A 14,092-nucleotide genomic window follows, 5' to 3' on the forward strand; every position below is an offset into this window, starting at 1 on the left:
GGAAAAGAGTCTATTCTTACGTGCTTTTATCTCCTTTTTAATTGTTTTTAAGGTACGGTTAAGGTTTAAAGTACAAAATAAGGACAGTTAAAGAATATCTCTTGGGAATAAGAGATTGGGAGGTAGAGAGGCATGGACGAACGCAACTATAGATCGAACCGTCAAGACGAGGAAAACGAAACCAAACAAACGGAGAACCGCAATTCTTCCGGAACGGACGAATCCTCCTATTATTATTCTTATGGACCTTTTCAGTCCGTGAATCAGGAAGATACAGCAAATCACATGGGAAGCAATAATCAACGTGAAGAAGGAAATGTAGAGATTACAAAACCTGATCCGGTGAGACCCGTACCTACTTACTATAATAGTGAATCAACCGAACAAGCGAAAAGATCATCAGCAGGCGGCGGAAACGGCTCAGGTAACGGTGGAGATCAAGGGAATGGCGGCAAAGGCAACTGGAACTATAATAACCGCAAGCCACGTTCTTCCGTAAGATCACTTCTATTTTCCTTTATTGCCGGGATGCTGGTCATTACCGTTCTCATGTACACAGCTGACAGAACAAACATGTTCACACCGGAGACGGCACTTACGAACACGGACAATCAAAGTTCAGGACAGGAAGCGTCTACAAACACAGGCGGAGGCAACAATGTCACAGCGTCGTTACTGCCAACTGGCAAAGAAGATGTGTCTTCCGTAGTAACAAGCACAAGTCCGGCTGTCGTCAAAATCGAAACACTCGCAAAGCAGTCCTCACGTACAGGATTGGGTCAGGGTGGATCAAATACAAGTGATCCGCTGTACCAATACTTCTTTGGTAATGGCGGCGGAACGGAAGGCAATCAAGGCCAAAGCCAGCAACCACAAAGCGGTAATCAGCTTGTGCCGATGGGCATTGGTTCCGGGTTCATTTTTGACAAAGAAGGATATATCCTGACGAATCAACACGTTGTTCAGGGTGCAGATGTAATCCAGGTAACGCTGGAGAACAACAGCAAACCTTATGAAGCTAAATTGCTGGGAAGCAGCTTTGATCTGGATTTGGCTGTATTGAAAATTGAGAAAAACAGTGGTGACGATGCGTTCCCTGTAGCTCCACTGGGTGATTCCAACAGTACTCAAGTCGGTGAATGGCTTGTAGCTATTGGTAACCCTGAAGGATTCGAACACACCGTTACAGCAGGTGTACTGAGTGCCAAAGAACGTACGATCAGCATTCCAGATGAAGAAACAGGAAAAACACGTGAGTACAGCCATTTGCTGCAAACCGATGCTTCGATTAATCCGGGTAACTCCGGTGGTCCGTTGCTTAACCTGAATGGGGAAGTTATCGGAATGAACGTTGCAGTAAGCGCAGATGCACAGGGAATTGGTTTTGCAATCCCGTCGAGCGTCATCTCTGAAGCCGTTAAATATCTTAAAGAGAACAAAGAAGTTCCCAAAGAGCCAGTACCCTTTATCGGTGCGTCTCTGATGGCTCTCACGCCTGAAGTTGCTAAACAAATGGGAACAGACGTTACCGAAGGTTCAGTTGTAGCCAGCACGATCTTCCAATCACCGGCTTACCAAGCAGATCTTCGTGCATATGACATCATCACAGGTGCCAATGGTACGCCGTACGCGACAAGTCAAGATCTGATTGATTTTATCAAGAAACAGGAAATCGGTAGTGAAGTTACACTGAACGTGGTGCGTGATGGTAAAAAGATGGATTTGAAAATCAAAATCGGCAACAAAAATGATTTTGATACTTCACAAACAACAGATACACAACAGCAGCAACCATAAATATCGGGTAAGGATTAACACAACGGAAGGGTTTGAAGGCCCTTCCGTTTTTTTGCCCTGATGAAGCAGGGTTACAATGGACCAGGACGGATTGGAGACGCCTACTTGAAGATGCAGATTGTGCTTCTGCCTGTTACAATGGGATAAAACGTTAGGATAAAGGAGAAAGACCACCATGCGCTCAACTATTTTGATTGTGGATGATGACGAAAAAATTGTATCCATGCTCCGCCGGGGGCTGGCTTTTGAAGGATATGAGGTACAGACGGCTTCAAATGGAGCCGAAGGCCTCAGCAAACTGATGGACAAGGAGCCGGACATCGTTGTGCTGGATGTGATGATGCCGCAGATTGACGGATTTGAGGTGTGTCGCAGATTGAGAGAAGCAGGCAGCAAAGTGCCTGTGCTGATGCTGACGGCCAAGGATGAAGTACAGAGCCGGGTGACCGGACTGGACACAGGAGCCGATGACTACCTTGTAAAACCTTTTGCGCTGGAAGAATTATTGGCACGTGTCCGGGCATTGCTGCGCCGCAAGTCAGATAGTGCGGGTACACCAGACAATCGTCTGATGTATGAAGATATCATTCTGGACAATGACTCACGCGAAGTAGTGCGAGATGGGCAACGCCTGGAACTGACTGCCAAGGAATTCGAACTGTTGAATCTGTTCATGCAAAATCCGAGACGGGTACTGTCACGCGATCTGATTATGGATAAAATCTGGGGTTATGATTACAGCGGTGAGTCTAACGTGCTTGAAGTATACATTGCCATGCTCAGACAGAAGACCGAAGAATACGGTGGCAAACGTCTAATCCAGACCATCCGGGGAGCCGGTTATATTCTGAGAGGTGACTCCTGACATGTCCATTCGGTTAAGACTAACCGCATGGTATTCTGGTATTCTGGCCGCCGTGCTTATTTTTTGGGGCGTTGTCATCTATGCCTTTGTTTATTTTAATTCCTATCAGGAAGTCGAACAGCAATTAAAGGTGAAAAGTGCCCGGATTACGGATCAAATTGGTGTAAATCCTCTTTCGCAGTCGTTGGATCTGGACCCATTTACAGAGAGCCAGCTTCAGGAGGCACAAATTTACATTCAACTCTGGGATTATCAGAGTCGCACAGGCATAATTTCCGGCAATATGAAAAAACTGGAGATTCAGTTTCCGGTATTAAAAGCCAATGAAATTCTTGAAAAGCGAGGCATATCCAAGATCTATGTGGATGGTACACCGTTTCTGGTGAATCAGCTTCCTCTTTCTCTTCAGGGAACCAATGAAGTACGTGGAATTCTTCAGGTTGGTGCGAATGTAAGTTCACAAGAGCGCTTGCTGGAAGCGTTGCTTAATATTTTGGTTTTTGGCTGGCTGGTAGCGATGGCCCTCGCTATTACCTCAGGTCTCGTCTTGGCTCGCAAGTCGATGCGTCCGCTCGTGACTGTCATTGATGCCGCCAATCAGATTCAATCTGGAGATGACTTAAGTGTACGTATTCAATACGCTGGGCCTAAGGACGAGATCGGGCGTCTGATTGAAACGGTGAATAATATGCTTGAACGTACAGAATTGTCATTCCGTGGTTTGGAGGAGACGAATGCTGCCCAGCGCCGCTTTGTATCCGATGCATCGCATGAACTGCGTACGCCGCTGACCACCATTCGCGGGAACGTAGACTTCTTGAAGAAGCTGTGGGATCAGGAAGGAAGCGACCGACCGAATCTGGATGAGGAGACTGTCAAACAAATGTCGCTGGAAGCCATTGAAGACATGGCGGACGAGGGAAAACGTATGAGCAGGCTGATCAGCGACATGTTATCGCTGGCGAGAGCGGATACGGGTCAGAAAATTGAACTGAATCCGATCCCGCTGCAGATACTCGTACAGGAAGTAGCACGCAGAGCACAATTTCTGGATCGTCAGGCAGACTGGCTTCCAGGAGATTTTTCCATCCTGAACGGCATTTATGTGAATGGTAGCAAGGACTATCTGCAACAGATGCTGTTTATTTTCATCGAAAATGCGTTTAAATACACACCTGAAGGCTCTGTGACGCTGGATGCCGTATTATACAAGGGCCAGGTGGGACTACGCATTAGCGACACCGGTATTGGGATGGATCGGGACGAAGTGCCGTTCATCTTTGATCGTTTCTATCGGGCAGATGAATCCCGCGGGGCTACACCGGGCATAGGTCTGGGACTTTCGATTGCGAAGTGGATTATTGAGGAACACCATGGATCGGTTGAGGTTGTGACCAGACGTGGAGAAGGAACCACCTTTATTATCTGGTTGCCGGTTGTCTTTGCTCCGCCTATCGAATAAAGGTATAATAGACAGGACTGCAATTACATCGGCAACGTTGCCGAGAAAGAAAGCGGGTGGCAACCAAGTGGAAGTACTACGAATTTCGCCGCGGGGATATTGTTACGGCGTTGTGGATGCGATGGTGCTCGCGCGTCAAGCGGCACGCAATCTGGATTTACCACGACCTATTTATATATTGGGTATGATTGTGCATAACCAACATGTGACGGATTCCTTTGAAGATGAAGGTATTATTACATTGGATGGTCCGAACCGGATGGATATTTTGAGCCAAGTGGAGAGTGGCACGATTATTTTCACAGCTCACGGTGTATCTCCTGAAGTGCGCAAGTTGGCACGGGACAAAGGATTGACAACAGTGGATGCAACATGCCCTGATGTCACCAAGACCCATGATCTCATTCGGGAGAAGACGGCAGAAGGTTATCAGATCATCTATATCGGCAAAAAGAATCACCCTGAACCAGAAGGTGCCGTTGGTGTTGCACCAGATCTCGTTCATCTGATCGAGAAGGAAGAAGAGATCGAAGAGCTGAACGTATCTCCAGGCAAAATCCTTATTACAAATCAGACAACGATGAGCCAGTGGGATATCAAACACATTATGAGCCGTCTGCTGGAGAAGTTTCCGGGCGCAGAGATTCATAATGAGATTTGCCTTGCAACTCAGGTTCGTCAGGAAGCTGTTGCGGAACAGGCAGGTCAGTCGGACCTGGTTATCGTGGTGGGTGATCCTCGAAGCAATAACTCTAACCGTCTGGCACAAGTGTCGGAGGAGATTGCGGGTGTTACGGCCTACCGTGTATCTGATGTTTCCGAGATTCAGCAAGAATGGCTGAAAGGTGTAAATAAGGTGGCGGTTACTTCGGGTGCATCAACACCAACACCGATCACGAAAGAAGTCATCCTTTACCTGGAACAGTATGAACATGACAAGCCGGAGACGTGGGAGATCAAACGTACCGTGAACATGAGCAAACTGTTGCCTCCAGTTAGAGAAAAAACACGTACACCTTAGGAAATGTAAAAGTAAGTCTAAGTGTATGTGAATTAAAAACGAGATGTGAATGAGAAGAATCCTGTTATGCAGATCCGAATGTCGGAGCCTGTGGAGCAGGATTCTTTTTTTGTATATGGATAAGGAATGTGTACCTTGACGCAATCAGATAACTATGGTATATTCACTTTAACGGATAAAAGCTTAAAAGCGAACAAGCGTTTAAGCGCGACAGAGTTTTTATATTTAATCAGACGCACGTTAAGGAAATTATTGTGCTCTCATACAAGGAAGGATGGGAATTAATATGATCGTTATTGCAGGCAAAGCTACACCGGAGGAACAGATTCAGGATATCGTTGCAGTTATTGAAAAAGAAGGGCTTCAGGTGCATATCTCTCGCGGAGAGGATCGTACTATCATTGGTTTGATTGGTAAAGTTGAACCTAAAATGCAAGAGCATCTTCGCCAAATGAAAGGTGTCGAGAATGTCGTTAAAATCTCGAAGTCTTACAAATTGGCAAGTCGCGACTTCCATCCGGAAGATACGGTGATCTCCATCAAAGGTGTAGATATCGGCGGAAAAGAACTTGTTGTCATGGGCGGACCATGTGCGGTTGAATCCGCTGCACAGATTGATGAGATTGCAGGGCTTGTGAAAGCTGCTGGTGGGCAAGTGTTACGTGGTGGTGCATTTAAGCCTCGTACGGGTCCTTACAGCTTCCAGGGAACGGGTGTAGAAGGATTGATCATGATGGCGGAAGCAGGCAAGAAACATGATCTTCTGACCATTACAGAAGTCATGACACCTGAGTATGTGGATATTTGCGCCGAGTACGCAGATATTCTGCAAGTAGGTACACGTAACATGCAGAACTTTGACCTGCTCCGCAAATTGGGTGAGTGTGGCAAGCCGGTATTGTTGAAACGTGGTTTCAGTGCGACATACGATGAATTGTTGAATGCGGCTGAATACATTCTTGCGGGTGGTAACCCAAATGTTATGCTGTGTGAACGTGGTATTCGTACGTTTGAATCCTACACACGGAATACGTTGGATCTGTCAGCGATCCCTGTTCTGCAGTCTCTGAGCCATTTGCCGGTTATTTCCGATCCGAGCCATGGTACTGGACGACGTGAACTGGTGGAACCGATGACAAAAGCTTCTGTTGCTGCAGGTGCCAATGGCCTGATCATTGAAATGCATACCGATCCGGATAACTCCATGACAGGAGATGGTGTGCAGTCTTTGTTCCCTGACCAATTCGCTAATCTATTGCAGGATCTGGAGAAATTGGCACCAATCGTGGGTAAATCATTCAGCACAGCCAAACAACCGGCAGAATTTTTCCCGGCACGTGTAGGCGTTTAATAAGAATTTCATAGTCAAGGTCTGGATCATCATCCGGGCATCTCCTCTGATCTCGTTCATTGCAACGGAATCAGATAGATGCTCGGTTTTTTGCATATTTTGCAGTTTTGAACGTATTTATTAATCAATAGTGATAAGAAACATTTATGATGTGAAGTTTTTCCCATGATTTAGGTTAAAATAGAGGGCGCTTTACCGCATTAAACCAGTTAAATGTATATAAAACTAGTTGTTATATGAATTTATGTTATTTATAAAGTGTGAGTATATCTAACATACCTTCAAAAAATACCTTACATAAGTATTGACGATGTCATGTTTTAAAATTTATAATGACGACAGAAAAAAATTCGAATTTAGACATTTTCTTAGTGGGGTTGTTTAATGTTCGGAATATTTGGGAGGACGAATACATGTCGGTTGAAAACGTATTGAAATCAATTCAAGAGAACAACATCGAGTGGGTAGATTTTCGTTTTGTAGATTTAGCTGGTCGTGCACATCACATCTCGTTGCCAGCTTCGGCTGTTGATGCAGACACGTTCGTAAATGGAGTAGCTTTTGACGGTTCTTCTATCCAAGGTTTCCGCGGAATTGAAGAGTCCGATATGGTTATGATGCCAGACCCTGAAGCGACTTATGTCGATCCGTTCACTGCACACCCTACATTGAATGTTATGTGTGATATCTTCACTCCGGATGGCGAGCGTTATGAGCGTGACCCACGCAGCATCGCTGTTAAAGCAGAAGCTTTCCTGCAAGAAAGCGGCGTAGGTACAACAGCATTCTTCGCACCTGAATCCGAGTTCTTCATCTTCGACGATGTTCGTTATGAGAGCGGCACGAACAGCTCTTCCTACTTCGTAGATTCAGAAGAAGCTTCTTGGAATACCAACCGTCAGGAAGAAGGCGGAAACCTGGGCTTCAAAGTTCGTACTAAAGGCGGATATGTTCCAGTAGCACCAGTGGATACACAACAAGATATTCGTAGCGAAATGTGTCGCCTTTTGGAAGAAGCTGGCCTGTCAATCGAGCGTCATCACCATGAAGTCGCGACAGCGGGTCAAGCCGAAATCAACTTCCGTTTTGATACACTGAAGAAAACAGCAGATAACCTGCTTGCATACAAATACATCGTGCACAACACTGCACGTCAATATGGCAAAGTAGCAACATTCATGCCAAAACCATTGTTCGGTGATAATGGTAGCGGAATGCACGTTCACCAATCCATCTTTGATGGCGATTCCCCATTGTTCTATGACAAAGCGGGATATGCTAACCTGAGTGAAATGGCTCTGCACTACATCGGAGGTATCCTGTACCATGCTCCGGCACTGATCGCTTTGACGAACCCTAGTACGAACTCGTTCAAACGTCTCGTACCTGGTTACGAAGCACCAGTAAACCTGGTTTACTCTAAAGGTAACCGTTCCGCAGCAGTTCGGATTCCGGTTGCAGCTGTGACACCGAAGGGTTGTCGTATCGAGTTCCGTACACCAGACTCCACAGCTAACCCATACTTGGCATTCTCCGCAATGTTGATGGCGGGTCTGGATGGAATCAAACGCAAAATTAACCCAACTGAGCTTGGATATGGTCCTCTCGATAAAAACATCTATGACCTGTCTGATGCAGATAAAGAAAACATCCGCAGTGTGCCAGCTTCCCTGGAAGAAGCACTTGATGCTCTGGCAGCTGACAACGAGTTCTTGACTGAAGGCGGCGTATTCACAAAAGACTTCCTTGATAACTACATCAACCTCAAACGTGATGAAGCGAAAGCAGTAGCGATCCGCATTCATCCGCACGAGTACAGCCTCTACTTCGACTGCTAATCGGTCGGGGTCGGAACAGTTCTTGTTCCAACTTAAAGCCTCCGGGACACGCTCTCGGAGGCTTTTCCTTGAATTAAACAATGTAGTGCTTTAACTTTGCAGGGTGATAAAGGAATTTGATGACCTGAATTCAACACTTCAGTGCATATTGCCCTTGAAGCAGATAGAGAATACTGATATCATAGCGATAATATTTACTTTGAGTGCATTTTGCACAAATCCATAGAGCGACTTTCAATAAGTAAGATATAGATCAAAATGATTCAATTTGTCTATACGTTGGTTGGATCAGGATGCTTCTTCCTGTCCAACTCTTATACCCGTGAGCGATTCTAATCGAATTGTGCAAAATGCTGTTTGTATGTCAGAGTTACGGATGGAAAGGGCGGGGGATTTTGTGACAAAAAGAGCGTATAACTTTAATGCAGGACCTGCGGCGTTACCACTTGAGGTACTGGAGCGTGCACAGGCGGAATTTGTAGATTTTCGTAATACAGGCATGTCGATTATGGAGATGTCTCACCGTGGAGCGGTGTATGAGTCTGTACATAATGAAGCTCAGGAGCGGTTGTTGTCGCTTCTAGGCAGTCCAAAAGGATACAAGGTCCTCTTTCTGCAGGGCGGTGCAAGCACTCAGTTCGCGATGTTGCCAATGAACCTGCTCGGTGCAGGGCAGACTGCAAGTTACGTGATGACTGGCAGCTGGGCGAAGAAGGCTCTGTCTGAGGCGAAGTTGATCGGCGAGACACATGTTGTTGCATCTTCGGAAGCAGAGAAATTTATGAAATTGCCGGATGTTTCGAATCTGAGTTTGCCAGAACGTACGGCTTATGTGCATCTGACTTCCAACGAAACGATCGAAGGTACGCAATTCAAGTCGTTCCCGGATACCGGTTCAGTACCTCTGATTGCGGACATGTCGAGTGATATTTTCTGTAAACCATTTGATCTTAATCAGTTCGGCATGATCTACGCGGGTGCACAGAAGAACCTGGGTCCATCCGGAATTACGGTTGTAATTGCTCGTGAGGAACTGGTGAGCGAATCGCCTAAAACGATTCCAACCATGCTTCGTTACAGCACACATGTAGATAACAATTCCCTGTACAATACGCCACCATCCTTCTCAGTATATATGGTGAATGAAGTATTGAAATGGATTGAAGAACAGGGCGGACTGGCTGGTATTGAGCAAAAAAATACGAAAAAAGCGGAATTGCTCTATAACACAATTGATGGTTCCGGTGATTTCTACCGTGGTTGTGTGGAACAAGAAGATCGTTCCCTCATGAATGTAACCTTCCGTCTTGCTTCTGAAGAATTGGAGAAAAAGTTCATCAAGGCTTCGGAGGAAGAAGGATTTGTAGGTTTGAAAGGACATCGCAGTGTGGGTGGTCTCCGTGCCTCCATTTATAATGCTGCTCCTTATGAAAGTGTTAAGGCACTGACAGACTTCATGAGCCACTTCCAGAAGACAAATGGATAATTAAGTATAGGTACGGTGTAATGGACCTTTGTGTCTTATCCTGTGCCTTACCAGAGCCTTCCACATTGACGTGTGGAGGGCTTTTCTTTAAGATTAGAGGGTTGTCGTCAACATGAAATGAAAAGGAGATTGAACACATATGGCTTTACACATCGTTCTGGTTGAACCAGAAATTCCGGCGAACACAGGCAATATTTCGCGTACTTGTGCGGCAACCGGTACCCATCTGCATCTCGTACGTCCACTTGGATTTCGAACAGATGATGCTACATTGAAACGTGCAGGGCTGGATTACTGGCATGCTGTCCATATTGAATACCACGACTCATTTGCTGAGGTTCAGGAAAAATATCCGGAAGGTCGTTTCTTCTATGCAACTACGAAGGCCAAGAACCGATATAGTGATTTTAATTTTCAGGATGGGGACTTCCTCGTTTTTGGTAAAGAGACTAAAGGCCTGCCGCCTGAATTAATTGCTGCGAATCCCGATACATGCATGAAAATGCCAATGACTGGTGACGTTAGATCATTAAATCTGTCCAATTCGGCAGCAATTATTGTATATGAAGCGTTACGGCAGCTCAATTTCCCGGGGTTAGAAGGATAAAATTTGGTTATAAATGACGGCTAGAATTCGGAAAAAAAACATTTTTCAAAAAAAAGGACAAAAAATGTTTATTTCCAGCAGGATTCGACAAAATCTTGGCGAATCTATAAACATAGTACAAATGTACCTAGAAATTTAGAGTAAGATAGGAGAGGTGTGCCGTAGCTATGAAGCCAGCTGGAGTAGTTCGCAAAGTTGACCAATTAGGTAGGATCGTATTGCCTAAATCTTTGCGTAAAAGGTATCAAATGAATGAGGGAGATCCTGTAGAAATCTTAGTACAAGGGGACCATATTATCTTGGAGAGATATCGTCCAAAATGTATTTTCTGCGGATCCATCGAGGAAGTCAACGAGTTCAAAGAGCGTTACATATGCGCACAATGTTTAGATGAAATGACTCAGCTTCCACAACACGGATAAGAAATAACGTCATGGGGTCCATTGACCCCGTGGCGTTTTTTTTGTTTTATTCTCAATTGAATGGCATAATTGCAATTTGAAAAAAAGATAAAATACGTATACTAACGCTGGGTGTAAAGGGGTAAAACCTCATTCCACACGGCATTCAGGATGCCTTGCATATTTTCTTCCTCACTATTAATACATATGACAGCTTCCTTTGAGGGAATTATGATACACAACTGACCATAGGCACCATCGGCGCGGTAAGCGTCATGAGAACACATCCAGAACTGATACCCGTAACCTTTTCCCCAATCTCCTTCTCCAGTCGTTTCGATCTGCTGGGACGTAGCCTGTCGAATCCAATCTGCAGGTACAAGCTGTGTGCCTTCCCAATGGCCCTCCTGCAGCAGTAACTGTCCAAATCGACTCAGTTCCTCATTACTTATCCAAAGACCTGCACAGCCAAGTGTTACCCCCAGTGGAGAGGTTTCCCACTCTACATCATGAATGCCAAGTGGATCAAATAATCGTGGAGTCAGGTAATCTTTCACGGTTTGGCCGGTAGCAGCCTGTAGCATGGCCGAGATCATAAACGTATCCCCGCTGCTATATGTAAATTGTTCTCCAGGTACCCGGTCCAGAGGAAGAGACATATAATATTTCGCCCAGTCCTTTTCGGTCAATGAAGCTCGTTCATCAGCCCAAAGAGGGGGAGAGTCATGACCCGAAGTCATTCGGAGAAGATCACGCAGTCTCAATTCCTGCGGCGATGGGAGATTGCGCTGTGCGGCGGGTACATGATCATGATCATAAGAGAAATAATCACCAAGTGTCGCATCGAGATGTATCAGACCTTCTTCAAGAGCAAGACCAACGGCCATACATGTGAAGGATTTACTGATGGAATGTTGTACCCTGCGCTGATCCTTATCCCGGTCCCAATGGGCAAGCAGATGCCCTTTTTGTAATATGCGAATGGAAAAAACGTTCAATTGTTGCTCCGTAATCGTATGAATGAAACCTTTGAGTTGCTCAGACATATTAACCTCCCTAATATCAGGTGAAACCTGAGTAAAATCGGTTGGTGAAACGTTTCCGTAATTCGAATGCAAAATCAGAACCCATGTTAGTATAAACCTGGTTTGGTGTCAATTAAAGTTGTAATAGTACTTACTAAATTTTCATTTTTTCGTAATAATAGTGTCTTTGGACGCAAATTTAGACTTAAAAGAGCATTTTTTCGAGAAAAAAACGCGAAATTTGTAAAAAGGTTATTGACAGGATTTACTCATCGGGCTTATGATTTATTCGAAACGATTCGAAGAAATCGCTTCCACATTAAAAGTGTTGTAATGAACTCCATGTGAATCAACGTTGGCTATGTTTTGAAACGATTCGAGAAAATCGTTTCGATAACCCATCGTAATACAAGGGAATCTACAACAGCCTGCAATCCAACGCCAGAGAAACGAATGAGTAAAGACAGCAGGCGATGATGAGAGGGGTTACATTTATGGCACATATAACGATCGAAACTGGATCGCCAACCTTATGCATGAATACCAGCATACATGTTGTGTCCAGTGACTCCGGAGAGACTTCAGGCGGTACACTATATCTGTTGCACGGGGCAGGCGATAATGCGAGTACCTGGCAGCGGTTAACCACAATTGAGATGTATGCAGCGCAATATGGCTGTACGATCATTATGCCGGAAGCGAATCGAAGCTATTACACCGATATGGAATACGGCCTGAATTACTTCCACTACATCACTCAGGAGTTACCTGAAATATGCAAGCGTCTGCTCAATCTGAATCCTGATCCGGAGAAAACATACGTCGCCGGTTTATCCATGGGTGGATATGGTGCACTGAAATGTGGACTAACTTATCCAGAGCGATATCGCAAAGTAGTGTCTCTATCCGGCGTAACGGATATCCAGACACGGCTTCATGATCCCCATATGCCAGCGACCATGATCAAGGAAATGAAAGCGGTTTTTGGAGAACGTTTACAGGTAAAAGCCGATCAGGATATTTACGCACTGTCGGCCAAGCTGCTGGAACAGGGTGTTCCTTTACCGGATATCCTCAGTTGCTGTGGCGATAGTGACCCCTTTGTAGAGATGAATCGCGACTATGCGAAATACATGCAGGGGACTGCCTTTGATTTTCGGTATGTGGAGACGCCGGGGGCTCATGAATGGAGATTTTGGGAGCACCACCTGAGAACGATGTTTGATTTTCTGTACAACGACAAGACCATAGTAGAGTGAGGAGATGCAATGTGAAACCTGCAGCCGAAGGACCTAGCAAAAAGCTGAAGGGAAACGTGAAGGGCAATTCGCTCTGGACTGAAATCTGGAAGCACCGAATGACATACACCCTGCTTATTCCGGGGCTTGTCTGGCTAATTCTGTTTGCCTACATGCCGATGGGTGGCCTGTCTCTGGCATTCAAAGATTACAAGGCCAACCTGGGCATCTGGGGAAGTCCATGGAGCGGATTCGAGAACTTCAAATATGTTTTCCGTGATCCAACCTTTATCGACGCAGTATGGCGTACGCTGTACATCAATATTCTGAAACTGATTATTCAGTTCCCGTTCCCAATTATTCTGGCGCTGTTGCTGAATGAATTGCGGATGCGCAGAGGGAAAAAATTGTTCCAAACCGTTCTTACGTTCCCGCACTTCCTGTCCTGGATCATCGTATCCGGGGTAGTCATCAATGTGCTGGCATATGACGGACTGGTAAATAGCGCGCTCGGATTACTCGGATTGCCAACGATTAACTTCCTGGGGTCTGAATCCAACTTTGTACCCATGTTGCTGTTGACTGATATTTGGAAATCAAGTGGATGGGGCGCGATTATATTCCTGGCTGCCATTTCCGGTATTGATCAGGATCAGTATGAATCAGCACAGATTGACGGGGCTTCCCGTATGCAACAGATGTTCAAAATTACTTTACCGAACATCCTTCCAACCATCACAATCATGTTTATTCTCTCGGTTGGTGGATTGATGTCTTCCGGGTTTGACCAGATCTTCAACTTGGCAAATGCCGCTACCAAAAATGTATCGGAAGTACTCGATGTATATATCTATCGGATTACGTTCCAGTCATCTACCGATTTCTCATTCTCGACAGCGGTCAGCTTGTTCCGTTCCCTGGTGAATATGGCCTTGCTGCTTCTTGCTGACAGATTTGCCAAGTGGCTTGGCGGAGACGGTTTGTTCCGATAAGAGAGGAGG

Annotated in this window: 12 protein-coding genes; 11 read left to right on the forward strand and 1 reads right to left on the reverse strand. The window is 45.4% G+C overall.

Going from position 1 to position 14,092, the window contains the following annotated elements:
• Nucleotides 1–132 precede the first annotated feature (132 nt).
• From MHH25_RS09355 to MHH25_RS09395, 9 genes are all read left to right on the forward strand, one after another.
• Nucleotides 133–1,797, forward strand: coding sequence for a trypsin-like peptidase domain-containing protein (locus tag MHH25_RS09355; RefSeq protein WP_340019867.1), 1,665 nt, complete (start codon nt 133–135; stop codon nt 1,795–1,797).
• A 175-nt stretch (nt 1,798–1,972) separates the two neighbouring features.
• Nucleotides 1,973–2,662, forward strand: a complete 690-nt coding sequence (locus MHH25_RS09360) for a response regulator transcription factor (RefSeq protein ID WP_338708229.1) — start codon at nt 1,973–1,975, stop codon at nt 2,660–2,662.
• A 1-nt stretch (nt 2,663) separates the two neighbouring features.
• Entirely contained in the window at nt 2,664–4,124 is a 1,461-nt protein-coding gene (locus MHH25_RS09365) for a HAMP domain-containing sensor histidine kinase (RefSeq protein ID WP_340019868.1), read from the forward strand.
• A gap of 67 nt (nt 4,125–4,191) precedes the next feature.
• Nucleotides 4,192–5,145 carry a 4-hydroxy-3-methylbut-2-enyl diphosphate reductase gene (locus MHH25_RS09370; RefSeq protein ID WP_036669829.1) on the forward strand — a complete coding sequence of 318 codons (954 nt, stop codon included), beginning with the start codon at nt 4,192–4,194 and terminating at the stop codon, nt 5,143–5,145.
• 286 nt (nt 5,146–5,431) lie between these two features.
• Nucleotides 5,432–6,496: a 3-deoxy-7-phosphoheptulonate synthase gene (gene aroF, locus MHH25_RS09375; RefSeq protein ID WP_036610039.1), complete on the forward strand. Its 1,065-nt coding sequence runs from the start codon at nt 5,432–5,434 to the stop codon at nt 6,494–6,496.
• 413 nt (nt 6,497–6,909) lie between these two features.
• On the forward strand, nt 6,910–8,334 hold the full coding sequence (glnA, locus tag MHH25_RS09380; RefSeq protein WP_036669830.1) for a type I glutamate--ammonia ligase: 1,425 nt from the start codon (nt 6,910–6,912) through the stop codon (nt 8,332–8,334).
• Nucleotides 8,335–8,731: 397 nt separating this feature from the next.
• A complete protein-coding gene (gene serC / locus MHH25_RS09385) occupies nt 8,732–9,820 on the forward strand; it encodes a 3-phosphoserine/phosphohydroxythreonine transaminase (protein WP_340019869.1) in 1,089 nt (362 codons plus the stop codon).
• A gap of 139 nt (nt 9,821–9,959) precedes the next feature.
• Nucleotides 9,960–10,427 carry a tRNA (uridine(34)/cytosine(34)/5-carboxymethylaminomethyluridine(34)-2'-O)-methyltransferase TrmL gene (gene trmL, locus MHH25_RS09390; protein WP_017689589.1) on the forward strand — a complete coding sequence of 156 codons (468 nt, stop codon included), beginning with the start codon at nt 9,960–9,962 and terminating at the stop codon, nt 10,425–10,427.
• Nucleotides 10,428–10,594: 167 nt separating this feature from the next.
• On the forward strand, nt 10,595–10,849 hold the full coding sequence (locus MHH25_RS09395; protein WP_036610032.1) for an AbrB/MazE/SpoVT family DNA-binding domain-containing protein: 255 nt from the start codon (nt 10,595–10,597) through the stop codon (nt 10,847–10,849).
• A gap of 101 nt (nt 10,850–10,950) precedes the next feature.
• Here the strand turns inward: MHH25_RS09395 and MHH25_RS09400 are convergent, their stop codons facing one another.
• Nucleotides 10,951–11,874 carry a serine hydrolase gene (locus MHH25_RS09400; RefSeq protein WP_340019870.1) on the reverse strand — a complete coding sequence of 308 codons (924 nt, stop codon included), beginning with the start codon at nt 11,872–11,874 and terminating at the stop codon, nt 10,951–10,953.
• 473 nt (nt 11,875–12,347) lie between these two features.
• On the opposite strand from MHH25_RS09400, the gene MHH25_RS09405 reads away from it, so the two are divergent.
• Together MHH25_RS09405 and MHH25_RS09410 are read left to right on the forward strand one after the other, a co-directional pair.
• Nucleotides 12,348–13,112, forward strand: a complete 765-nt coding sequence (locus MHH25_RS09405; RefSeq protein WP_076318319.1) for an alpha/beta hydrolase family protein — start codon at nt 12,348–12,350, stop codon at nt 13,110–13,112.
• 11 nt (nt 13,113–13,123) lie between these two features.
• On the forward strand, nt 13,124–14,083 hold the full coding sequence (locus MHH25_RS09410; RefSeq protein ID WP_017689585.1) for an ABC transporter permease subunit: 960 nt from the start codon (nt 13,124–13,126) through the stop codon (nt 14,081–14,083).
• The last annotated feature ends 9 nt before the right edge of the window (nt 14,084–14,092 follow it).

Source organism: Paenibacillus sp. FSL H3-0457 (assembly GCF_037981725.1).
GTDB classification, from domain to species: Bacteria; Bacillota; Bacilli; order Paenibacillales; family Paenibacillaceae; genus Paenibacillus; species Paenibacillus amylolyticus.